Annotated in this window: 19 protein-coding genes; 10 read left to right on the forward strand and 9 right to left on the reverse strand. The window is 54.9% G+C overall.

Going from position 1 to position 21,113, the window contains the following annotated elements; translation table 11 throughout:
- Nucleotides 1–43: 43 nt before the first annotated feature.
- From ABE504_RS02125 to ABE504_RS02140, 4 genes are read left to right on the forward strand one after another with little or no spacing between them, the layout of a single operon-like run.
- Nucleotides 44–1,120, forward strand: a complete 1,077-nt coding sequence (locus tag ABE504_RS02125; protein ID WP_430083803.1) for a Gfo/Idh/MocA family protein — start codon at nucleotides 44–46, stop codon at nucleotides 1,118–1,120.
- Nucleotides 1,121–1,133: 13 nt separating this feature from the next.
- Nucleotides 1,134–2,696 (forward strand): alpha-L-fucosidase, encoded by a 1,563-nt coding sequence (locus tag ABE504_RS02130; RefSeq protein WP_430083807.1) that lies wholly within the window; start codon nucleotides 1,134–1,136, stop codon nucleotides 2,694–2,696.
- Nucleotides 2,693–3,604 carry a nucleoside hydrolase gene (locus tag ABE504_RS02135; RefSeq protein WP_430083810.1) on the forward strand — a complete coding sequence of 304 codons (912 nt, stop codon included), beginning with the start codon at nucleotides 2,693–2,695 and terminating at the stop codon, nucleotides 3,602–3,604. Before ABE504_RS02130 ends, ABE504_RS02135 begins: the two co-directional genes overlap by 4 nt.
- Entirely contained in the window at nucleotides 3,604–6,312 is a 2,709-nt protein-coding gene (locus tag ABE504_RS02140) for a family 78 glycoside hydrolase catalytic domain (RefSeq protein ID WP_430083813.1), read from the forward strand. Before ABE504_RS02135 ends, ABE504_RS02140 begins: the two co-directional genes overlap by 1 nt.
- 106 nt (nucleotides 6,313–6,418) lie before the next feature.
- On the opposite strand, the gene ABE504_RS02145 is transcribed toward ABE504_RS02140, so the two are convergent.
- From ABE504_RS02145 to ABE504_RS02160, 4 genes are all read right to left on the reverse strand, one after another.
- The gene (locus ABE504_RS02145) at nucleotides 6,419–6,697 is read right to left on the reverse strand and encodes a small, acid-soluble spore protein, alpha/beta type (RefSeq protein ID WP_430080663.1); all 279 of its coding nucleotides are present in this window, start codon (nucleotides 6,695–6,697) and stop codon (nucleotides 6,419–6,421) included.
- 20 nt (nucleotides 6,698–6,717) lie between these two features.
- Nucleotides 6,718–7,164, reverse strand: coding sequence for a GtrA family protein (locus ABE504_RS02150; RefSeq protein WP_430083817.1), 447 nt, complete (start codon nucleotides 7,162–7,164; stop codon nucleotides 6,718–6,720).
- The gene (locus ABE504_RS02155) at nucleotides 7,161–8,174 is read right to left on the reverse strand and encodes a glycosyltransferase family 2 protein (protein ID WP_430083819.1); all 1,014 of its coding nucleotides are present in this window, start codon (nucleotides 8,172–8,174) and stop codon (nucleotides 7,161–7,163) included. Before ABE504_RS02155 ends, ABE504_RS02150 begins: the two co-directional genes overlap by 4 nt.
- Nucleotides 8,175–8,619: 445 nt before the next feature.
- Nucleotides 8,620–9,225, reverse strand: coding sequence for a metalloregulator ArsR/SmtB family transcription factor (locus ABE504_RS02160; protein ID WP_430083822.1), 606 nt, complete (start codon nucleotides 9,223–9,225; stop codon nucleotides 8,620–8,622).
- A 167-nt stretch (nucleotides 9,226–9,392) separates the two neighbouring features.
- On the opposite strand from ABE504_RS02160, the gene ABE504_RS02165 reads away from it, so the two are divergent.
- Both ABE504_RS02165 and ABE504_RS02170 read left to right on the forward strand, forming a co-directional pair.
- Nucleotides 9,393–10,031, forward strand: coding sequence for a futalosine hydrolase (locus ABE504_RS02165; protein ID WP_430083824.1), 639 nt, complete (start codon nucleotides 9,393–9,395; stop codon nucleotides 10,029–10,031).
- Nucleotide 10,032: 1 nt separating this feature from the next.
- Nucleotides 10,033–10,875 carry a 1,4-dihydroxy-6-naphthoate synthase gene (locus tag ABE504_RS02170; RefSeq protein WP_430083827.1) on the forward strand — a complete coding sequence of 281 codons (843 nt, stop codon included), beginning with the start codon at nucleotides 10,033–10,035 and terminating at the stop codon, nucleotides 10,873–10,875.
- An 87-nt stretch (nucleotides 10,876–10,962) separates the two neighbouring features.
- Here the strand turns inward: ABE504_RS02170 and ABE504_RS02175 are convergent, their stop codons facing one another.
- The 5 genes from ABE504_RS02175 to ABE504_RS02195 all read right to left on the reverse strand — a co-directional run bounded on the left by ABE504_RS02175 (nucleotide 10,963) and on the right by ABE504_RS02195 (nucleotide 15,883).
- Nucleotides 10,963–11,415 (reverse strand): hypothetical protein, encoded by a 453-nt coding sequence (locus ABE504_RS02175; RefSeq protein ID WP_430083830.1) that lies wholly within the window; start codon nucleotides 11,413–11,415, stop codon nucleotides 10,963–10,965.
- A gap of 21 nt (nucleotides 11,416–11,436) precedes the next feature.
- A complete protein-coding gene (locus ABE504_RS02180) occupies nucleotides 11,437–12,003 on the reverse strand; it encodes an ABC transporter substrate-binding protein (RefSeq protein WP_430083832.1) in 567 nt (188 codons plus the stop codon).
- A gap of 800 nt (nucleotides 12,004–12,803) precedes the next feature.
- The gene (locus ABE504_RS02185) at nucleotides 12,804–13,763 is read right to left on the reverse strand and encodes a D-2-hydroxyacid dehydrogenase (protein WP_430083834.1); all 960 of its coding nucleotides are present in this window, start codon (nucleotides 13,761–13,763) and stop codon (nucleotides 12,804–12,806) included.
- A 23-nt stretch (nucleotides 13,764–13,786) separates the two neighbouring features.
- A complete protein-coding gene (locus tag ABE504_RS02190; protein ID WP_430083836.1) occupies nucleotides 13,787–14,797 on the reverse strand; it encodes an RluA family pseudouridine synthase in 1,011 nt (336 codons plus the stop codon).
- Between the two features lie 51 nt (nucleotides 14,798–14,848).
- Nucleotides 14,849–15,883: a LacI family DNA-binding transcriptional regulator gene (locus ABE504_RS02195; RefSeq protein WP_430083839.1), complete on the reverse strand. Its 1,035-nt coding sequence runs from the start codon at nucleotides 15,881–15,883 to the stop codon at nucleotides 14,849–14,851.
- A 143-nt stretch (nucleotides 15,884–16,026) separates the two neighbouring features.
- On the opposite strand from ABE504_RS02195, the gene ABE504_RS02200 reads away from it, so the two are divergent.
- From ABE504_RS02200 to ABE504_RS02215, 4 genes are all read left to right on the forward strand, one after another.
- Nucleotides 16,027–17,370: an FAD-dependent oxidoreductase gene (locus tag ABE504_RS02200; protein ID WP_430083842.1), complete on the forward strand. Its 1,344-nt coding sequence runs from the start codon at nucleotides 16,027–16,029 to the stop codon at nucleotides 17,368–17,370.
- A gap of 150 nt (nucleotides 17,371–17,520) precedes the next feature.
- Nucleotides 17,521–18,480, forward strand: a complete 960-nt coding sequence (locus ABE504_RS02205) for an ABC transporter permease (RefSeq protein WP_430083846.1) — start codon at nucleotides 17,521–17,523, stop codon at nucleotides 18,478–18,480.
- 14 nt (nucleotides 18,481–18,494) lie between these two features.
- On the forward strand, nucleotides 18,495–19,367 hold the full coding sequence (locus ABE504_RS02210; RefSeq protein ID WP_430083849.1) for a carbohydrate ABC transporter permease: 873 nt from the start codon (nucleotides 18,495–18,497) through the stop codon (nucleotides 19,365–19,367).
- 117 nt (nucleotides 19,368–19,484) lie between these two features.
- Entirely contained in the window at nucleotides 19,485–21,077 is a 1,593-nt protein-coding gene (locus ABE504_RS02215) for an extracellular solute-binding protein (RefSeq protein WP_430083852.1), read from the forward strand.
- Nucleotides 21,078–21,113 lie beyond the last annotated feature (36 nt).

Raw genomic sequence — 21,113 nt, forward strand, 5'->3', positions numbered from 1 at the left:
CTGTATACACGGAAGAGGAAAAGAGCTAAGGAGTGGAGCGGGCATGGCAGCCAAGACGTATAAGTTAGGCGTAATCGGATTGGGCGAAGGACGAAGCATCCTATCGGCGGCGCAGCAGAGCGGCCGCTGGCAATTAATAAACATATGCGATCTGAATGAGGAAGTATGCAGGGCGCGCCAGGAGGAATTCGGCTTAAGCCGCTATACGCTGCGGTATGACGACCTTCTGGAAGATCCGGAAATTGAGGTTATCGCGATCTATACGCCGGATCAACTGCACGGCCGGCATATCAAGCAAGCGCTTGAGGCCGGCAAGCATGTTATCGTGACGAAGCCGCTGCTGCATTCACTCGAAGAGGCAGGCTCTCTGCTGGAAGCGGCGAAGACGGCAGGCAAGCTCGTTTTCGTCGGGCAGAGCTCGCGGTTCTTCGAGCCGATGATGCACCAGCGGCGAGATTATTTGGAAGGACGGCACGGGGATGTCGATACGATCGAAACGTACTACATCTCCGACGCGCGCTGGTTTCTGCAGCGGGATTGGGCCCGGCAGAAAGGGTTTAGCTGGATGCACAACTTCATGAGCCACGCCGTTGACTTGGCCAAATGGTATCTTCCCGGCATAGAGGAAGTGTTCGGTTACGGCCATGCCAGCACAGTGAACAAGGAATATGGACTCTCCGCACCCGATGATCTGAGATTCCTGCTTCGCGACGGGGAGGGAAGGATCGCCCAAGTAAGCGGCTCGTATACGAAGCCGACGCTCCGCCAGATCGATTCGGGCATCGGCTGCACGCTGAGGGGCTCCAAAGGAACGAGCCGATCGCTTTATTCGAAGCTGCTGTATCACACCCATTTTGCCGGCGAGCAGCCGATAACGCATTCGTTCGAAGAGAAGCACGGTTACTATTTCCGCTTCGAAGGAGAAAGTCATCACGCCGGGGAGTATCAAAACTACATCGAATATTTTGCCGAATGCCTGGACCGTGGGGAGACGCCGAAGCCGGATTTGAACGAAGGCATCCATACGCTGGCGGTCATGGCCGCTATGGAAAGAAGCATGGAGACGGGGCAGCCGGTGAGGGTCAGCGATATTTTACGCGATTATTCGCTTCGGCAATAAGGAGGACTTAAGGATGCTTACGCAAACCGAGCTCGATTTCGTTGAAAAATTTCTGAGTGCAGGCCGCCTGCCGGCTGAAGAGAAAGCGGAGTATCTTCGTGTCCAGTTGGATACGCTGGCCGATGAACAGCTGGAGGTATACGCGGGGAAGATCAATCGTTATCAATCGGAACTGAATCCGGACGATACGTACTGGTTCTCCTTGCAGGAAGTCAAAAAGCTTATGTATAACGAGTCGAACCGAAGGAAGATCGCCAAGCTGGGACTCTCCTATTCGAACGGCGAACCGTCTCCCATGAGCGGGGCGGAGCTCGCTTCGATGCTGAAAAGCAACGTCCGGTTCAAGAGCACCGACGGGATTAAATGTTCGGAGCTTAAGCTGTCGGAAGAGGACCTCGGCTGGTGGCGTGAAGCCAGGCTGGGGATGTTCATCCACTGGGGTGCGTATTCGATCATCGGACGCGGTGAATGGGTGATGCATCATGAACAAGTGCCGGAGGAGGAGTACCGCAAGATAGCCATGTCCTTTAACCCACAGTCGTTCGATGCGAGGAAATGGGCAAAGCTGGCGAAGGATGCCGGCATGGGCTATATGGTGATGACCGCAAGGCACCATGATGGTTTCTCCCTCTGGGACAGTCCGGGCAGCTATGGGCAGTATACGACGATGCAGGCGGAGGCAAGGCGCGATTTCGTGAAGGAATATACCGAGGCGGCACGGGAGCAAGGGCTTGGGGTCGGGCTGTACTATTCTCCGCTCGATTGGCGATTTCCCGGCTACTTCGAGCCGGTGGAGAAGTACGATAACGCCTTGCTGTTAAAAAAGCAAGCTTACGATCAAGTCGAAGAATTGATGTCGCGATATGGGAAGATCGATATCCTCTGGTATGACGGCTCGTGGCTGGCGCATAAGGGCTCGGACGCAGGCGGGGCCTGGCTGTGGGAGCCGATCAAGCTGAACAGCATGGTGCGGAAATACAATGCGAACACCGTCATCAACGAGCGCTCCGGCTGGGAAGGGGATTTCTCCTGTGACGAAGGTCCGCACGATATCAACGGATCGATCATTCCGTTCGCATGGGAGAAAAACTTCAGCATAGGAGGCTCCTGGGCATGGCGGCCGGAAAATAAGGCAATGCCGTTCGAAAAAGTGATGGATTTGATTCTGAATGTCTTCGTGCGCGACGGCAATGCGCTGCTCAACGTCACGCCGGATCAAGATGGCGTGATTCCGGAGGATCAAGTGCAGCTATTCCTTCGGATCGGGGATTGGATGCGCGCGAACGGTGAGAGTGTCTACGGCACGCGCGGCGGCCCTTGGCAGCCGGCGGACGGCGTGTATGGAACCACCTGCCGCGATAACATCGTGTATGTGCACATTCTGAATCCGCAAGCGTTCCGCGACGTGAAGCTGCCTCCGCTGGAGCGGAAGGTGCTTGCCTGCCAAACGCTTGCTTTGGAGAGTCTACCGTTCACGCAGGATGACAGCGGAATGACGATCTCCGTGCCGGAAGCCTATTGGCAGACCGTCGACACCATTGTGAAGCTCGTGCTGGACGAAGGAGTGATCTCATGAATTGGCCTTATTCCGTGCCGGAGGAGAAAAAGATCCGGCTTATCGTCAATACGGACGCTAAAAATGAGGCGGACGACCAATATGCGATTGTGCATGCGCTCTTGACGCCGCGCTTCCGCATTAGCGGCATGATTGCGGCAAACTTCGGGGAGCGAAGCGCAACCTCCATGGAGGATTCCTACGAAGAAATCGGCAAGGTCCTACGTATTATGGGAATGGAATCAGACGTCCAGGTGTTCAAGGGAGCGCCTTCCGCTCTCCTGGATGACAAGACGCCGATCCCTTCGGCAGGCTCTGAGTTAATCATTCGGGAGGCATTAAGAGAGGATTCCCTTCCTTTATATGTCATTTTCCTTGGGCCGCTCACCGATTTGGCTTCGGCTTACTTGCAGGAGCCTCGTATTGCGGAGCGCTTGACGGCTGTTTGGATCGGCGGCGGCACGTATCCCGAGGGCGGGGAGGAATTCAATCTCGGCAACGACATCGCAGCAGCCAACGTGGTGCTGCGCTCACCGATTCCGTTGTGGCAGGTGCCCAAGAACGTGTATTCCATGGTCCGGGTAAGCCTGGCGGAGCTTGCTGTTCGGGTGAGGCCGTATGGAGAAATCGGGAAATATTTGTTCGATCAATTGGCAGAATTCAATATGGCATGGGGCAGCAAGCCGCGGTGGCCGAAGGGAGAAATGTGGAGCTTGGGCGATTCGCCCGCCGTGTCGCTGCTGCTGGATGACCATATGTTTGAATATGATTTCCTGGAAGCGCCTCTGATCGGGCCGGATCAGCGGTATGTGCCGCAGCCGGGAGCGAGGAAGATTCGGGTTTACCGTTATGTGGATTCCCGGTTTACCTTGGAGGACCTGTATGCCAAATTACAATTGTTCGCTATCTACAATAGGAGGATTCCCTAATGACAGTAAGCGTGACGGCATGTAAAACCGAATATCTGATGAATCCGTTAGGGCTGGATTGCCTGGAGCCTCGCTTTTTTTGGCAGTTGGAAGCGGATCGAAGGAATGTTCGGCAGAGCACCTATCAAATTGTAGTAGCCTCCACAAAGGAAGATTTGGAGCTGGATAGGGGCGATCAGTGGGATTCCGGCAAGATCGATTCGGACGATTCGATTCAAGTGGTTTATGCAGGCAAAGCCCTGCAATCGGAGAAGTTATACTTTTGGAAGGTGCGCGTTTGGGATGAGCAGGGACAGGTCTCCGCATGGAGCGAGCCCGCGTTCTGGTCGATGGGGATTCTCTCCCGCAGTGAATGGAAAGGCAAGTGGATCGGCCGCAAAGCGAAGCCCGAGCTGAACATGCAGCCGTCGCCGTTTCTGCGCAAAGAGTTCTCGGTTCGCTCCGATATTCGCCGTGCGATGGTGTACGTCACGGCACTTGGCTTATTTCAACTGAAGGTGAACGGGCAGCCGGTCGGCCATCTGTTTGCCCCTGGCTGGACGGATTATGACAAGCGCGTTCAGGTGCATGCCTATGAAGTGACCGAACAGCTTACGCAAGGCGCGAACGCGTTCGGGGTTATTCTCGGAGACGGCTGGTATGCGGGTACGGTCGGGTTTCTGGGCAGGCACGTGTATGGGGAACGGCCTTTCTTCCTTATGCAGGCATGCCTCGAGTACGAGGACGGCAGCCGGGAAATTGTCACAACGGATGCCACATGGCGAACGACAGAAGGGCCGATTCGGTATTCCGATCTGATCAAGGGCGAAATCTACGATGCCAGACTGGAGCTGACCGGCTGGGATCGAGCGGGCTACGACGACTCGGACTGGGAGACTCCGGATATTCGATCGGGCTACAATGGCCTGCTTGTGGCCGCCGTCGAGCCTCCGATACGGATCATGAAAACGATGAAGCCGATCACTGTGAGAAGAACGGAAGCGGGCAGTTACATTTTCGATATGGGGCAGAACATGGTGGGTTGGACGGAAGTGAACGTACAGGGAGCAGCCGGTACGCAAATTACGTTAAGCCATGCGGAGATGTTGAATCCCGACGGTTCGCTCTATCTCGACAATCTGCGGGTTGCCGTACAGCAGGACCACTATATACTCAAGGGAGACGGAGAAGAGAAGTACGAACCGCATTTTACGTTCCATGGCTTTCGATATGTAGAAGTGATCGGGTATCCGGGGGAACCAGACTTGACCGCGATTACCGGCAAAGTTATTCATTCCGATACGCCGGTTGCAGGTGCGCTCGAAACGTCGGATGGGATGGTGAATCAGCTGTACGCGAACATTACTTGGGGCCAACGGGGTAATTTCCTGTCCGTACCCACGGACTGTCCGCAGCGCGATGAGCGGCTGGGATGGACCGGGGATGCCCAGATTTTTGCTCGGACGGCTTCTTATAATATGGACGTTTCACGGTTTTTTACTAAATACATGCAAGACATCATCGATTGTCAGCAGCCGTCCGGCGCGTTCACAGACGTCGCTCCGGACGCCGGATGGATTCGCCACAAAATGTGGAACACGCGTCTGAACTGGTTCGCTCCCGATAATGCAGGTTGGGGCGATGCGGGTGTCATTATTCCTTGGACGTTGTACACGATGTACGGTGATAAGCGGATCTTGCAAACGCATTACGACGCCATGGTTCGATGGGTCGATTATTTAACGAGCAGTACGGATAATCTGATTCGTCCGAATTACGCCAATTATGGGGATTGGCTCTCGATCGAAGCTGACACTCCGAACGAGGTGCTCGCCACAGCCTACTTCGCTTACAGTACGAAGCTGCTTTCCAAAATCGCTGGAGCGATCGGACGAGTAGAGGATCAGCTCCTGTACGAAACTCACTTTACGAACATCGCCAAGGCTTTCTGTGAGAGGTTCGTCCGCAGCGACGGCCGTATTCATGGCGAAACCCAAACCGGCTACGTTTTGGCGCTTCACTTCGGATTGCTCACGCCGGAGTTGAAGACGCTCGCCATCCGGCACCTCACGAACAATATCCGTGCGCGCGGCGACCGGTTGTCCACGGGCTTCCTCGGCGTCGGGTATTTGCTGCCGGCCTTGATGGAAAGCGGCGAGTCGGACGTCGCCTATACGCTTTTGACCCAGAAGGCTTTCCCATCCTGGATGTACTCCATCTTGCATGGAGCTACGACAATCTGGGAGCGTTGGGACGGCTGGACAGAGGATAAAGGCTTCCAAACGCCTTCGATGAACTCATTCAACCATTATTCCCTTGGTTCCGTTGGCGAATGGATGTTCCGTTACATGGCAGGAATTGAGGCGGATTCGTCCGTCCCCGGCTTCCGTCATTCCTTCATTCGTCCGCAGCCGGGCGGCGATCTTAAGCATGTGAAAGCCTCCTATGCGTCGCTGTACGGCCGAATCGCCGTAGAGTGGTCGCTGATTGAAGCGGGAGAGCTGACGCTTATCGTAGAAATCCCGGCGAATACGACCGCAAGCGTACTCGTTCCGGCACGCAATATAAGCATAGATGGCGTAAAAGCTGGTGAGGGAGACGCGGCGATCCCTGTCCTCGAGCAAACGGAAGGAACGCAGGTGAAGCTTGGGTCCGGCACCTACACCTTTACCGGCAGAGCGGTGAACAAGCAGTCCGAGGGGCAGCAGTCGGTCGGTTATCTAACATAGTTTCCATAATGAAAAGGGATGGCATTATGCCATCCCTTAGTTTCACAGCGATGTGAGGGAACAAAGGATCACCGTTCCGACACACCGCCGGCTTTGGCCATCCTCACTATTTCTTTGCCAACTGCTGCTGCGCCATCCGCACGAGCTCGCGCACCATCGCGCCGCCGATCGGCCCGCCGACCCGGCCGGCATCCTCGGATTTCAGCTGCCCGTTGTAACCGGGCTGCAGAGGAACGCCAAGCGTGCGAGCGACTTCGTATTTCACCAGATCGGGCCGCGCCGGATCGACAGCGTACCCTTGCTCTTTCATCACTTGGGCTTTCAGCAAGCCCAATCCTTCGCTTGCACCGGGAACCATAGCCCGGCTGCTTCTTCTTCGTGCCATTAGGCATCACCTCTTGGAAGTTAGGTTGCCCTGCCTTCCTCCATCCCATGAGCCCGGAACGTGAAAAGTTTATGCCCGAAATAATTGCCAATCGTATACAACCCGTTGCCTGCCAGAATGGCGGCGTTATGGAGCCAGGTCTCAGGAACGGAGGGGAACAGCGCCGCGGCAAACGAGGCCAGCCCCCAGCTGGCTCCGTAAGATAAGCCGTAGCAGATGAGAATGACGAGCCCGAATTTCCACCAAGAGCTGCCGATACGCGCGGTCGAACGGAACGTAAAAGTGCGATTCAGGAAATAGCTGACAATGGCGCCGATCGTATTGCCGCCGAACGTGGAAGCCCAGTAATTGAGATGCAGCCAATTAAAAAGCATGAAGCTGGCGGACAGGCCGATCAGCGTGTTGAGCAGACCGACGAGCAGGAAGCGGGCAAAGCTGCCGGTCAGCAGTCGCGAGAACTTGTTCATCTTGTCCGACCTGCAAAGCTGGGAGCTGCTGACTTGGCATGCGCATCTTCAAGCGCAGCGGGGGCCAGCAGCCTTTTTTCAATGACAAATTTCGGGCGGTGCTTCACTTCTTTATAGATTTTGCCTATGTATTCGCCGATGAGCCCGAGCGCCAGGAGCTGTACCCCACCGATGAACCATACGGACAGAATGAGCGACGTCCAACCGGTGACGTTGGCGCCGACGATTTTGCCGATGAGTGCATAAATCGCGGCCACGACACTCAGTGCGAACAAGAGAAAGCCAAGCACGGTCACAAAGCGGATCGGAGTGACGCTGAATGACGTAATGCCATCGAAGGCAAAAGCGAGCATTTTCCGCAGCGGATATTTGGACTCCCCGGCAAAACGCTCCTTCCGGTCGTAATACACCTTCGTAGAAGGAAAACCAAGCAGGGGCACAATGCCGCGCAGAAACAGATTCACTTCCTGGAACTGTTCCATCTCGTCCAGTGTCCGTTTGCTCATGAGGCGGAAGTCCGCGTGATTGTAGTGGATTTTGACCCCGAGCGAGGTCATCAGTTTATAAAAGCCTTGGGCCGTCGCCCGCTTGAACAACGTATCCGACGAACGGTCCTGCCGCACACCGTAGACAATGTCGTAGCCTTCCCGATACTTCAAGACGAACTCGCGGATGACATCCGTGTCGTCCTGCAGATCGGCGTCGATCGATACAACGCAGTCGGAGTAGGCTTTGGCCTGCATAAGGCCTGCGAGCAGCGCGCTCTGATGGCCGGCGTTGCGGGCAAGTTTCAGCCCGGTTACGAATGTATTGGCTTCATGAAAACGGTCGATCAGCTGCCAGGTTGCGTCTTTACTGCCGTCGTCTACGAGCAGCATCGTACTGTCGGGAGAAATCAATGCCTCCGTAATCATACCGTCCAGGATCGCGCTAAGCCGAAATACCGTTTCCGGGAGCACTTCTTCTTCGTTATAGCAAGGAACCACGATCGTCAAGATTGGGTTAGCCACAAATCTTCGTCACCATCCTGCTTCAAATAAGGTCAACGGAAGCTTGTACACCGCAATCATGCGCGTCCAGCCCCCTTAAGCTTTCATTATAACGTATTACGAGGGAAAAACGTAAGCGGCAGGAACGAGAATATCGCGCCGGCCGCTTGTTTTGTCCATGTAGGGGGCTCCCCCAAGAGCAATGGGAATAGATAAGCAAGTGATGCTATTGGGGGCAAGTGATTACCATCCGAACCCGAAAGTAGCCAGAACGATGACCAAGAGGATATATAATACGAGAACTACAGAAGCACCGGAGTAACCTGGAGTGCCGCAACCATAACCCATGCCAATCCCTCCCTTCACAAGATTACTATATGTCAGGTGACTAGGAGAGGTATGGATGAATGCCCTGATAGCACATATGAAAATAGGTAAACGTGTCCATCCGCTTAGGATTGTGCAGTTAGCCGAGCTGTTCCCACTTGGCCCACATTTCGGGCGGATTGAGTTCGTAAATTTCATGCTCACGGTACATAAAATGGTGCATAATCAGCTCCCGCCGCAGCGTGGCAAAATCAGGGTGGAAGCGTTCAATCCACTGATTCAGCTCTTTCTCCGTATAGGAACGGCCTTTCTCAAGCTGGCCGGCGAGGTGAGTGAGGACGATCAGTTTTTTCTTGAGCTGGGCGGGAATGTGCTTCAACTTGCCGTCCTGTGTAAAAAAGTTGCGCAGCACAGACTGTTCCAGACTGGCTTGTGAATTGTCGATGGGCATAGATTCCTGGCCTCCTTGGCGCTGGCGAAAAATAATGTCGTTCGAGGCTTGCGCATTTGCGCGCAGCTGCTTTTCGTTGATGGCGAAGAAAATCGTGTTCTTCTCCCGACGCTCATGAATAAGGTTCGCTTCGCGCAGCTTGGCGGCGTGATGCGTGACAGTCGCAGGGGTGACGCCCAGTTTCTCGGCTAGCGTCTGCCCGTTCAGCGGGCCATCCGCCAGCAGAATAAGCAGCCGAATCCGTGTCGGATCGGCGAGCGCTTTGTGGTAGAGGATGATTTTATCTAATTGCATGGAGGGGAGCTCCTTTGATTTAATGAGTATCTAATTAGATAATAATTAAATTAGGTGGAAGTGTCAAGCGTGCGGATACACCGGAGATGGAGGAAAAGTTTCTTATTCGAAACAGGTCATGTACAATAGAAGATAAGCAAGTTGATGGGAAAAGGGGATTTAAACAGATGCGTGTGTTGGTCATGACAGCGGTCGCGCCTGAGCGGGACGCCATTCGGCGCGGGCTCGGCGACGATCCGAGATTTGAATATGCTTTGGCGGGCGTAGGGTTGGCCGCCAGTGCGGTTAACGGGGCGCTGGCGCTGTCCAAAGCGCCTTATGATTTATTGCTAGTCGCCGGGATCGCCGGCGGTTTCGAAGGACGAGCCGAGGTTGGCTCGATCGTCGTGGCAAGCGAAATCGTCGCGGCGGACCTCGGCTCGGAATTGCTCGACGGCTTCAGCTCCCTGGAAGAGCTGGGCTTTGGGGCGTCGCGCGTCCCTGTCGCGGACGAGCTGGCTCAGCGCGCGACAGCCGCACTGCAGGCCGCCGGGCTCCCAGCGCAGGCGGGGCCGGTGCTGACCGTGGCGACGGCCACGGGCACGGCCGCTACGGCGGCGGCTCTGGCAGCTCGCGTGCCTGGGGCGGCAGCCGAAGCCATGGAAGGCTTCGGGCTGGCGACGGCGGCACAGCTCCTCGGGGTTCCCGTGCTGGAGCTGCGCACGATTTCCAACCGCGTAGGTCCGCGGGATCGCGATGCGTGGCGCATTGGCGATGCTTTGCAAGCGTTAGAAGCAGCAGGTTCAGTCTTAGCGGAGGTGCTTTAATATGAAAATTGCGTTTTCACCTTGTCCAAACGATACATTTGTTTTCCATGCCTGGGCGCATGGCTTGATTCCGGGCGCACCGGAGCTCGACGTCTTATATGCGGATATTGATATTACGAATAAGCTGGCTGCTGAAGGCACAGGTCCTGACGTGCTCAAAATCTCCTACGCGGCGCTGCCGTGGGTGCTGAAGGATTACGCGCTGCTGCCTTGCGGCGGCGCGCTGGGCCGCGGCTGCGGTCCGCTGGTGCTGACGCGTCCTGACGGCGCAGAGGCGCCGACACCGGCAGCGCTCAGCGGCCGCCGGGTCGCGGTGCCGAGCGAGCGCTCGACCGCGTATCTGCTGTTCCGCTTGTGGGCGGCACAACAGGTGCCGGGCGGGGTCGGCGAGATCGTCGTTATGCCGTTTCACGAGATCATGCCGGCGGTGCGAGACGGCCGGATCGATGCTGGCCTGGTCATTCACGAAGCGCGCTTTACGTACCCGTCCTACGGGTTAGCGCTTCTCACCGACCTCGGCAACTGGTGGGAACAGGATACCGGCCTGCCGATTCCGCTCGGCGCCATCGTGGCGCGCCGGTCGATGGATCTTGCTGCGCTGGCGGGATGGGCGCGCGCGAGCGTCGAGTACGCCTGGGCGCATCCCGAAGCGTCGCGCGATTACGTGATGGCGCACGCACAGGAGATGGACCCCGCGGTCGCGCAGGCGCACATCGACCTATACGTGAACGCGTTCACGGCGGAGCTCGGCGACAGCGGCTACGCCGCGGTGCTCACCTTGCTCCAGCGTGCCGCGGAGGAAGGGCTTGTGCCGCAGCAGGACTATGCGGCGCTGCTGAAATAGCCGTTCGCCTTGGTCAAGGCGAACAAGAAAGAGGGCGTCCCCCGAGCCGTTAGGCTGGCCGGGACGCCCTCTTGTGCTAGCTGAGGCTTATTTGGTTTTCAGCAAAGCCGTCGTTGCTTGATCCACGAACACCTTCGCGGAAAGCGGCCCGCCGAACGTCCACGTGTTCTGCGGCAGCTTGAAGGTGCGGTTTTCTTTTACAAACGTGAGGCCCTTCCAGACAGCATTGTCTTTCAATTGGTTCTCAAAAACATTGTCGTTGTCCTGCACGATGTAGAACAAGTTCGTGTTTTGAATCGGCGTCAGCAGCTCGACGGAGCCGAGCGAGAAGCCATAGCTCTCAAACTTGCTCGATTTAAACGAGTTTTTCAGTCCGATTTTTTCCAAAATCTTGACGACCATAGAGTTATCGGTGAAAAGGCGCAAGGCAGCGGCATTTTGATTTGTATAGGCCTGCGTAAGGGCAAACTCGGCGCCTGCTTTGTTGGCAGCTTTCAGCTTGTCGGCAGCCGCTTTGTACGTTTGCTGAAGGTCGGCCAACACTTTGTCCGCTTCGGTTTGCTAGCCGACGAGGTCAGCGATCGTTTTAAACGTCGTTTCCATCTCAGTGTATTGGTCGCCTTCGTTCTCAGCCGGGTAGGGGTTGAACGCGATGGTAGGCGCGATTTTGCTCAGGGCGTCGTAGTTCTTCTGGGAGCGGAACGCGGCCGTGATAATCAGGTCTGGCTTCAGGCCTGTAATCGTTTCGAGATTCGGCTCTTGGCGCGTGCCGACATCCACAACTGTATCTGCCAGCGGCGTCGACACGTTGACGTTCGCTTTGTAGCCTTTAATATCGGCGACGCCAACAGGCTGTACGCCCACGGCAAGCAAATCTTCCGCATACGTCCACTCCAGAACGATGATGCGTTTTGGCGTCGTTTTGACTTCCGTTGTGCCGAGTCCGTGTTTGATTGTTTTTGGCCCGGCGGGTGGTGCAGAAGGAGCAGCGGAAGCTGCGGTTGAAGCGGCAGGCGTTGCTGTGCCTGCACTGGAATTGCTAGTGCTGCTGCCGGAGCCGCATGCGGTCATGAAGACGAGCAGCAACGCGGATAAGGCGAAGATGAAAAGTTTGATCGGCGATTTCAAGTGTGTTCCCCCTAGAAAGATACATGGTTTCGATTTTATGAAAATGATAATCATTATCATTATAAATGTCAACCATTTTTTTGCTTTCGGGGATGAAAGGGACCTGTGAAACCGTAATTTGCTTCCCGTGTCCAGCCGTTCGGGGGGAACAAGCTACTTTCCGTGCCCCCAAATTCGCCGAACAAGCTAGTTTCCGGTACCCACGATACTCGCCGGAACAAGCTACAAAGCTACTTCCCGTGTCCTGCCAAACTCGCTACTTAGCTACTATCCGTTGCCCCGCGATACTCGCCACACAGCCTTCCACCGCCCAATCTTGCCGCACGAGCCACACTCTGATCACATACATCATGTAAAACCTACATCAAATTCCGCCCAAAGAGGCGGAAATCAGCATAAAACCTGCATAACCTACAGTAAAAATGCGCCGAAGTCGACGTTTTACCCGGTTCTGCAGGGGAGGGCGCAATTTTACATGTATCAAATGCAGGTACTCGCATGCAAAACGCCGAACCCCGCGAATTTGATGTACATTATGCAGGTATTGGCCGCCAGCTAAAGTCCCCTTACAGCAGTGGGACAACCGCCATTCTCCGCAGCCAACTAACTGTAAGTAAGATGGGCACCTTCCGTCAAAACCCCGCGCCATCAGGCCCAGCGCACTCATTACACGGCCTACTTCCCCGTGCCCAAGGTAGGCCGCTGCTGCCAAGGCTTAACGCGATTCGGCGCAAGCCCGGTGCCGTACCGGCACAGCAAAAAACCGCCAAGCACTCCCGTGCCTGGCGGTTCAAGTTCAATCAGCCAACCGTATTCACTGGTTCCCCGGCGAGAAAAGCGCGCACATTGTCCGCCGCGATTGCCATCAGCCGCGTCCGGGCTTCCTTCGTCGCCCAGGCGATGTGCGGCGTGATGATGACGCCCCGCGCGTGCAGCAGCGGGTTGTCCGGGCTCGGCGGCTCCACGCTGAGCACGTCCAGCCCGGCGCCGGCGAGGCGGCCCTCGTTCAGCGCAGCCGCGACGGCCGCTTCATCGAGCAGCCCGCCGCGGGCGGTGTTGATCAGCAGCGCGCCCGGCTTCATCAGCGCTAGCCGCTCGCGATTGATCAGCCCCTGCGTCGCCGGGGTGAGCGGGCAGTGGAGGGAGACGACGTCCGAGCGCTGAAGCAGCGCCTCGAGGGTCGTCCACTCCACGCCCGCGACCGGCGCCGGCACGCTCCGGCCGCTGCCGACGGCCAGGACGTTCATCCCCAGCGCGGTGCACACCGCTGCGGTCTGTTTGCCGATCTGGCCGAGGCCCACGAGGCCGATCGTTTTGCCGGCAAGCTCCATGAGCGGTGCAACCGTGTAGCAAAAATCAACCGAATTCGCCCAGTCGCCCTGCAGCACACTTGTGCTGTGCGCCCCGACGCGATTCGCGAATTCCAGCATCAGGGCGAGCACGGTCTGCGCGACCGAATGAGTGCTGTACGCCGGCACATTCGTGACGATGATGCCGCGCTCCCGCGCTGCCGCCGTATCCACGATGTTATAGCCGGTGGCGAGCACGCCGATGTACTTCAGCGCCGGCAGCGCGCGAATCGTATCGGCGCTGATCGGCGTTTTGTTCGTCAGCACGATGGCGGCGCCGGCTGCTCGCTCCGCGATCTCATGCACAGCCGTGCGATCGTAGACAACCCATTCGCTGCTCATCTCCTGCAGCGCTTCCCAGCTCAAATCCCCTGGATTGAGCGTATATCCGTCCAAGACAACCATTTTCATGTTGGCTGCTCCTTTCCCTTCAATTAATTCTTAGTGCCCGGCTCCTGAAAAGGCCGCAAAAACGACTTCGGCACCGGCGTCTCAAACCGCATCTCCTCGCCAGTCGCTGGATGCACAAACGCGAGCACGCGGGCGTGCAGCCCCATCCGGCCGATTTCTTTCGTGCGGGAGCCGTACTTTTTATCGCCGACGATGGGGTGGCCGATGTCCTGCATATGGACGCGGATCTGGTTTTTACGGCCCGTTTCGAGCTGGACCTCCAGCAGCGAAAAGCTTTTATTCGCCTGCAGCGTTTTATAATGCGTCACGGCGTGCTGACCGTCGTTCGGGTACGGCGTCGAATACATTTTCAGCGACTTGGGATGCTCTTTGAGCCAGGAGGAAACGGTGCCTTCGGGCTTTTTCACAAGGCCTTCCACAAGCGCAACGTAGGTGCGTTCCTTGACGCTGTCCTGCCACGTCGTTTGCAGACGCTGCTGGGCTTCTTCCGTTTTGGCGAACAGCAGGACGCCCGAGGTGTCGCGATCCAGACGATGCACGACGAAAACGCGCGCCTTAGGATTGTGATGCCGCACATGCGCCGTCAGCTGGCGGTAGGCGGTGATTTCTTTTTCCTCGGGATTGGTCGCGATTGTGAGCAGTCCGGCATCCTTGTGAACGACAATGACATCCTCATCTTCATGCAAAATCGCCATGCCGGCGAGAGGAATATCCTCCACGATTTTCTCCTTGTTGATCGTCACCGTGTGACCGGTCTGGAGCGGATAATTGTAGGCGGTGACGGCTTTCCCGTTCACGGCGACTTGACCGCGCGCAAGAATCGCTTTGACCGCATTGCGGCCTTGATTCAGCGTTGTAAGTAGAAAAGACAGCAGCTCCTGCGGCTCTTTTACGCTATATTGGCGAACGTTCCCATCCGATGCCGTGCTTTTGACCTGAACGCTTTTGCTTTGCGCTGCGCGAGGGGAGAAGCCGGGCTTCGCGCCAGATTTGGCAGCGGGACGCGATGGGCGTACGCTTGGCTTTTTATGCATGAAATTAACCTCCTATGGCGATCAGACCTTCCGGTCCAATCTTTCTATCTACTATATCATGCACAACCGCTGAATCGTACTCCCCATGCTAAAATCCCCCTGTACCCGCACCTGCTCAAAAGGCAGGTGTGGATTGGCGATCCGCCACAGCATGCGATCGGCAGCGCGGTAGCCGGCCTCCCGAATGGCGAGCTGCGGGCGGGAGAGGAGCGGCAGCGTGTCGGTCTGCTCGTTGAGCAGCGCCACGAGCGAGATGTGCTGCGGCACGCCGATTCCCAGCTTGCGCAGCCTATGATAGACCGGCGCGGTCTCTTCGTCGATGCCGCAGATGATGGCTGTCGGCTTGCGCGCATGCAGCAGCGCCTCAAACTCCCCCAGCCACCGGTCCGACCCGTCCCGCCGGATGGCATGCTCGTCCGGAGCTGCCCCTAATCCAGCTTCTTTCATCGCCTCGCCGAACGCTTGCCACCGCAGCACAAAACCGCGCTGACTCTCAGTGTCACCCACATACAGGATGTCGCGATGCCCCATACGCACGAGCCGCCGCACCGCCTGGAACACCGCCTCGTACACATCCCAGATGACGCTGTCCACTTTCGCCTCCGGCGGGGGATAGTTGAGCAGGATACGGGGGAGGGGGAGTTCCAGCAGCTTTTGCTCCAGCAGGTCGAAATTCATCCTTGGCGCGATAAAAACCCCCTCCGCATAGGGCAATCCCGCCTCCTCGGCCCAATCGTCAAAGTCCGATGCCTTGAGCTTGGGCGGCAGCAGCAAGGGCTGCACCGTATGGCCGAACTCCATGAACCGTTCATGCAAGCCTTGCAGCAGCAGGCGGTTGAAGTTGAGCGAGAGCTTGTTCTGCACAAGCACAAACCGGCGTTGCACAGTCGGGTATGGCGAGATGAGATCGTGACGGAGTGTTGTTTTTTGCTCTTTGGTCATATAGCCGAGCTCGCGTGCAAGCTTGAACACTTCGCTTCGCGTCTGCTCCGACATGCCGGGCAGTCCGCGCAGCGCTTTGGATACGGTCTGGATCGTGAGGCCAAGTTGATCGGCCAAATCTTGCAGCGTAATTCGTTTGCGCATCGTCTGGGTGTCTCCTTTTCAGCGTGTGCATGCTTTCTTTATTTGCTATCAATTTTAAACTAATTTTAAACTAATCTGAAGCTTAATTTACACTTATACTGAAAGAAGTAGCAACGAACTTTACTTAGGGGAGCGCGAGAACGATGAACAAAACGATAGAAGCAGACATTGTCGTCATTGGCGGAGGACCGGCGGGGGTGAACGCTGCCATTGCAGCGGGAAGAAGCGGTGCGAAAACCGTTTTAATCGAAAAATACGGCTTTATTGGCGGGATGTCGACGGCGGCGCTTGTGTATCCGTGGATGACGTTTCATACGACGGAAGGCAAGCAGGTCATTGCGGGGATTGCCCAGGAAATGATCGACCGCCTGATGGCGATGAACGCTTCGCCGGGGCATTTGCGCGATACGGTAGGCTTTGTCAACACGATTACCCCGTATCATCCGGAAATTTACAAGGTGCTGGCAGTCGATATGATGAAAGAGGCGGGCGTGAAGCTGCTGCTGCATAGCTTTGTCGACAGCGTGGAGACGGTGGATAACCGCATCCAATCGGTACAACTGACGAGCAAGTCGGGCAAAATCGACGTCCGCGGCAAAGTGTTTATCGATACGACGGGCGATGCGGACGTGGCGTACTTGTCGGGTGCGCCTTGTCTCAAAGGGCGTGACGGCGACAAGCTGACGCAGCCGATGACGATGAAATTCCGGATGCGCGGTGTGGACCTGGACCGGGTGAAGCAGTATATGATCGACCATCCGGACGAGTTTTATAAAAAGACGCCGTTCGCCGAGCTGGCCGAACTGCCTTTGTCCGGCGTGCTTGGCTACTTCAAGCATTGGAAGGAAGCGAACCTGCCGATCAACCGGGATCAGGTGCTGTTCTTCACCGGGCCTGAGGCGGACGAAGTGCTCGTGAACACGACGCGTGTCCAAGGGCTGGACGGCACGAACGTCGAGGATTTGACGGAAGCGGAGGAGTTGGGCCGCAAGCAGGTGTTGATGGTGGCGGAGTTCATGCGGAACAACCTGCCTGGCTTTGAAAAAGCCTCGATCTCTAATGTCGGCGCGCAAATCGGCATTCGCGAAACGCGGCGTATCGACGGGCAGTACGCGCTGCAGGTCAACGACGTCGTGGAGGGACGCCACTTTGACGATGTGATCGCGCGCAGCGGCTATCCGATCGACATTCACGATCCGTCCGGCAAAGGCGTGACGGCGGCATGGGTCAAAGGCGATGGTGCCTACGACATCCCCTACCGCTGTCTGCTGCCGAAAAAGATCGAGAACCTGCTCACCGCAGGGCGCTGCATTTCGACGAGCCACGAGGCGCTCGCCACGACACGATTGACGCCAAGCTGCATGGCGACAGGTCAGGCGGCCGGTTCGGCGGCGGGACTCGCAATCAAGCACGGCGTGCTGCCGGCGGACATCGACGTCGCGGAGCTGCAAGCGGTGCTGGAAGCGGCGGGTGCGCTGCTGAAATAGGTCGGGTAATACGAACGAAAAAGGAACAGTTTGCCGTAATCGGCGACTGTTCCTTTTTTTATTACCAAAATCCATTTAAGAAATTACATTTTATTCGGAATGCTCAAGACTATAATGAGGTACATGACCTAAAACTTGCTAGACGAGGGGATGACATCTGTGAAAGCGGTTTTAAACCACGCTGGAGAAAACGTCAAAGTACATAGAAAGAAAAGTATCCTGCACTACATCAAAAAGGATGCCCTGCTCTATCTGCTTCTGCTGCTGCCCATCGCGTACATCGTTATCTTTAAATATGCCCCGATCTACGGCGTCTTGATGGCGTTCCAGGATTACAACATTTTTGGGGGGATAAGCGGGAGCGAGTGGGTTGGACTCGATGTCTTCAACTTCATTTTTCATCAAAGCAGTTTTTACCGCGCGCTGACCAATACGCTGGTTTTAAACTTTCTGGATTTGATCGCGGGGTTTCCGGCACCGATTATATTGGCCATTTTATTAAATGAACTTCGGCATGTACGATTCAAAAAAATAACCCAAACGATTCTCTATTTGCCGCATTTCTTATCTTGGGTCATTATCGGCGGCATGGTGTACCTGATGTTTGCTTCAGGTGGCATGGCCAACAGCGTTTTATCCAGTCTTGGCTTTGGGAAGATGGAATTTCTATCTCAAAAAGCGAACTGGCTGGTCATGTATGTCGGCGTTGGGGTGTGGCAAAGTGTTGGATGGGGAACCATCATTTATTTGGCCTCCATCATCGGGATTAATAAGGAGCTGTACGAAGCGTCAGATATTGACGGGTGCAGCAGACTTCGTAAAGTCTGGCATATTACGCTGCCTGGCATGAAGCCGACGATTATTATTTTGCTTATTTTGCAAATTGGCAGAATGGTTTCCATCGGATTCGATCGTCCGTTTGTGATGGGGAATTCACTGGTAAGCGAATATTCGGATGTCATCAGTACCTATGTGTACAGGATCGGTATTGGTTCCGGAGATTTTTCGCAGGCAACGGCAGTTGGGCTGTTTCAATCGGTGGTCGGGCTGGTGTTTTTAGTGGGAGCGAATTATATCGCTAAGAAAATTGGCGAGCAAGGAATTTGGTAAGGAGTGTGCCTGGGATGAGCAGCAAGAAAAAATTCAATTGGGTGGATCTATGTATTATCGTCTTCATAACTGGTGTAGCCATCACGTGTCTTGTTCCATTCTTATATATGATTGCGCTTTCTTTAAGTTCGAATAATGCCATTACTTCTCAGAAGGTTACTCTTTGGCCGGTAGGGTTTACCCTTGAAACGTACAAAACAATTTTAAGCGATATTGAAATGATTTATACGCTTGGGTATACGATCGTGCTTACGATTATATATACACTTTTCTGTATGTTTTTAACGATTTGCGCAGCGTATCCGCTTACAAAGAAAAGATTAAAGGGAAGAAACTTCCTATTAACCGTCCTGGTCATCACGATGTACTTTAGCGGAGGTCTAATCCCGAGCTATCTGTTGGTCAAAAATCTGGACATGATCAACACGGTCTGGAGTTTGATTTTGCCGGGCGCGATGAGTGTGTTCAATGTCATTATTCTCAAAACCTTTTTCTCTTCGCTGCCGGAAAGCTTGGAAGAATCGGCCTCGATCGATGGCTGCAGCGACCTGGGAATACTTGTGCGCATTGTGCTGCCGCTGTCTTTGCCTTCGATCGCAACGTTAAGCCTCTTTTACGCGGTCGACAGATGGAACGGTTTTCAGGACGCGCTCTTCTACATCACGAATAAGAACCTGTATCCGATGCAGTTAAAGTTGTACCAGATTATAACGGCCAATCAGCAGTTGGATACGCAGCAAGGCGAGGGCAGTATCGGCGCTTTTATTGTACCTGAGTCTTTGAAAGCGGCGAGTGTCATGTTTGCAACCGTTCCTATTCTTGTCGTTTACCCGAAGCTGCAAAAATATTTTGTGGATGGCGTCATGACAGGAGCGATCAAAGGGTGAAAACAGGCTCGGCTCGAAAGGAGGTGGTTAGGCTGCCAATCAGCGAGGAGCTGGGAGGCAAGATGGCCGTCGGTACAGGTTTGGGAGTATGATAAATTGAAAAAGGTGAGGGTACCTATGAAAATTAAAAAGATGATGGTTGTATTGCCGGCTTTGACGTTGTTCGCAAGTGCACTCGCAGGATGCGGCAGCGATACGACCCCAGAGAGCCAATCAACGGGAGCGGCAGCATCGACGTCAGCGACAGCTGCAGCACCTTCAGGTCCGCCGACTACACTGACTGTTGAAATCTTTGACAGAGGCATACAGGGACAGCCGGACCTGAACAATAATACGTGGACGCGGTATATCAACGATAATTTCGGCAAGATGAACAATGCGATTGTGAAATTTGTTCCGGTTCCGAGATCGCAGGAAATCGATAAGCTCAATGTCTTGATGGCCGCGAATGAGGCCCCCGATATTTCCTTTACGTATGACAGTCCGACCGTGTCCCGATATGCGAAAATCAACGGCATCATGCAGCTCGATGATCTGCTGGCGAAGAGTGGCAAGGAATTGACGAATTACTTGGGGAAAACGGTTCTCTCTTACGGCGTTTTTGAAGGAAAACAGATGGCGATCCCTGCCAAGCGAACTTCACTGGCCTGGATTGGCACGTTTATTCGCAAGGATTGGCTGGATAAGTTGGGCTTGCCCCTTCCTAAGAACAGAGATGAACTCTACAATGCCTTAGTTGCCTTTCGAGATAAGAATCCGGGCGGCGTCAATGGCGTTATCCCTTGGGGACTGGCAGCAACTGGCATGAATTATGGCTATGGAAATTTAGCGGAATCTTTCTGGGGGAAACAGTCGGATGAAGAATTCGTGACAATGCCGAACTGGCTAAAACCGGGCAACAAGGATGCGCTCAAATTCCTCAACAAGCTCTATAATGAGAAGTTAATCAGCCCTGATTTCGCTTTAGATAAAACAGCCAAGCAAGCCGACGCTGACTTGACGAACGGGAAAGTTGGCTTCTTCAGTGCCAACTGGGATTACCCGCTGCGGCAAAATATCAGCGAACCTTTAAAAGCAAATGCGCCTACAGCCAACTTTGTGCCGATTGATACCTTTTTGAACGATGAAGGAAAATACAAGAAAATTGCGTACAATGAAAACGGCGTAAATATCATTATTCCGAAAAGCAGTAAAAACGCCGAGCTGGCCATTAAATATTTGAACTGGATGTCCGACCCCAAAGTGTTATTCTTCCTGCAATATGGACAGGAGGGAGTCAATCACAAGATGGTTGCCGGTCTTCCGCAGGTGATTAACCAAACGGGCGATAATATGCAAACCAGCTATCTGAATCTTGACTATACCTTGGTTGTCAACGGTGTGGAGCTTGGCGACCAGCAGAAGAACATCAAAGCTTTGGCTGCATCGGCGCCCGGATATGAGGCTGTTGCGGAACAATCCTACAAGATTAATACGACGGACACGTACACAGGCTTCTTCTTCGATACGCCGAATGAGTCCAATATCAAGCTCGGCAAAACGCTTGGCGATATGAACAAGCAAATGACGGATAAATTGATCGTTTGCAAGCCTGCGGAGTTCGACAGCTTGTACGATAAGCTGGTTGCCGAGTATATGGCTGCGGGCGGGAAGGCCGTTATGGATGAGAACGTGAAAATTTACAGGGCGATGCAAGCCAATAAGAAGTAATCACAGCCGCAGCGGCTGCCCCGCTGGTCCTATGCG

Source organism: Paenibacillus oryzisoli (assembly GCF_050467285.1).
GTDB classification, from domain to species: domain Bacteria; phylum Bacillota; class Bacilli; order Paenibacillales; family NBRC-103111; genus Paenibacillus_E; species Paenibacillus_E oryzisoli_A.

Coding starts and splice junctions, on each gene's coding strand:
- ABE504_RS02125 (WP_430083803.1), top strand. CDS start 44: ATGGCAGCCAAGACGTATAAGTTAGGCGTAATCGGATTGGGCGAAGGA.
- ABE504_RS02130 (WP_430083807.1), top strand. CDS start 1,134: ATGCTTACGCAAACCGAGCTCGATTTCGTTGAAAAATTTCTGAGTGCA.
- ABE504_RS02135 (WP_430083810.1), top strand. CDS start 2,693: ATGAATTGGCCTTATTCCGTGCCGGAGGAGAAAAAGATCCGGCTTATC.
- ABE504_RS02140 (WP_430083813.1), top strand. CDS start 3,604: ATGACAGTAAGCGTGACGGCATGTAAAACCGAATATCTGATGAATCCG.
- ABE504_RS02145 (WP_430080663.1), bottom strand. CDS start 6,697: ATGGCACGAAGAAGAAGCAGCCGGGCTATGGTTCCCGGTGCAAGCGAA.
- ABE504_RS02150 (WP_430083817.1), bottom strand. CDS start 7,164: ATGAACAAGTTCTCGCGACTGCTGACCGGCAGCTTTGCCCGCTTCCTG.
- ABE504_RS02160 (WP_430083822.1), bottom strand. CDS start 9,225: ATGCAATTAGATAAAATCATCCTCTACCACAAAGCGCTCGCCGATCCG.
- ABE504_RS02165 (WP_430083824.1), top strand. CDS start 9,393: ATGCGTGTGTTGGTCATGACAGCGGTCGCGCCTGAGCGGGACGCCATT.
- ABE504_RS02170 (WP_430083827.1), top strand. CDS start 10,033: ATGAAAATTGCGTTTTCACCTTGTCCAAACGATACATTTGTTTTCCAT.
- ABE504_RS02185 (WP_430083834.1), bottom strand. CDS start 13,763: ATGAAAATGGTTGTCTTGGACGGATATACGCTCAATCCAGGGGATTTG.
- ABE504_RS02190 (WP_430083836.1), bottom strand. CDS start 14,797: ATGCATAAAAAGCCAAGCGTACGCCCATCGCGTCCCGCTGCCAAATCT.
- ABE504_RS02195 (WP_430083839.1), bottom strand. CDS start 15,883: ATGCGCAAACGAATTACGCTGCAAGATTTGGCCGATCAACTTGGCCTC.
- ABE504_RS02200 (WP_430083842.1), top strand. CDS start 16,027: ATGAACAAAACGATAGAAGCAGACATTGTCGTCATTGGCGGAGGACCG.
- ABE504_RS02205 (WP_430083846.1), top strand. CDS start 17,521: ATGACATCTGTGAAAGCGGTTTTAAACCACGCTGGAGAAAACGTCAAA.
- ABE504_RS02210 (WP_430083849.1), top strand. CDS start 18,495: ATGAGCAGCAAGAAAAAATTCAATTGGGTGGATCTATGTATTATCGTC.
- ABE504_RS02215 (WP_430083852.1), top strand. CDS start 19,485: ATGAAAATTAAAAAGATGATGGTTGTATTGCCGGCTTTGACGTTGTTC.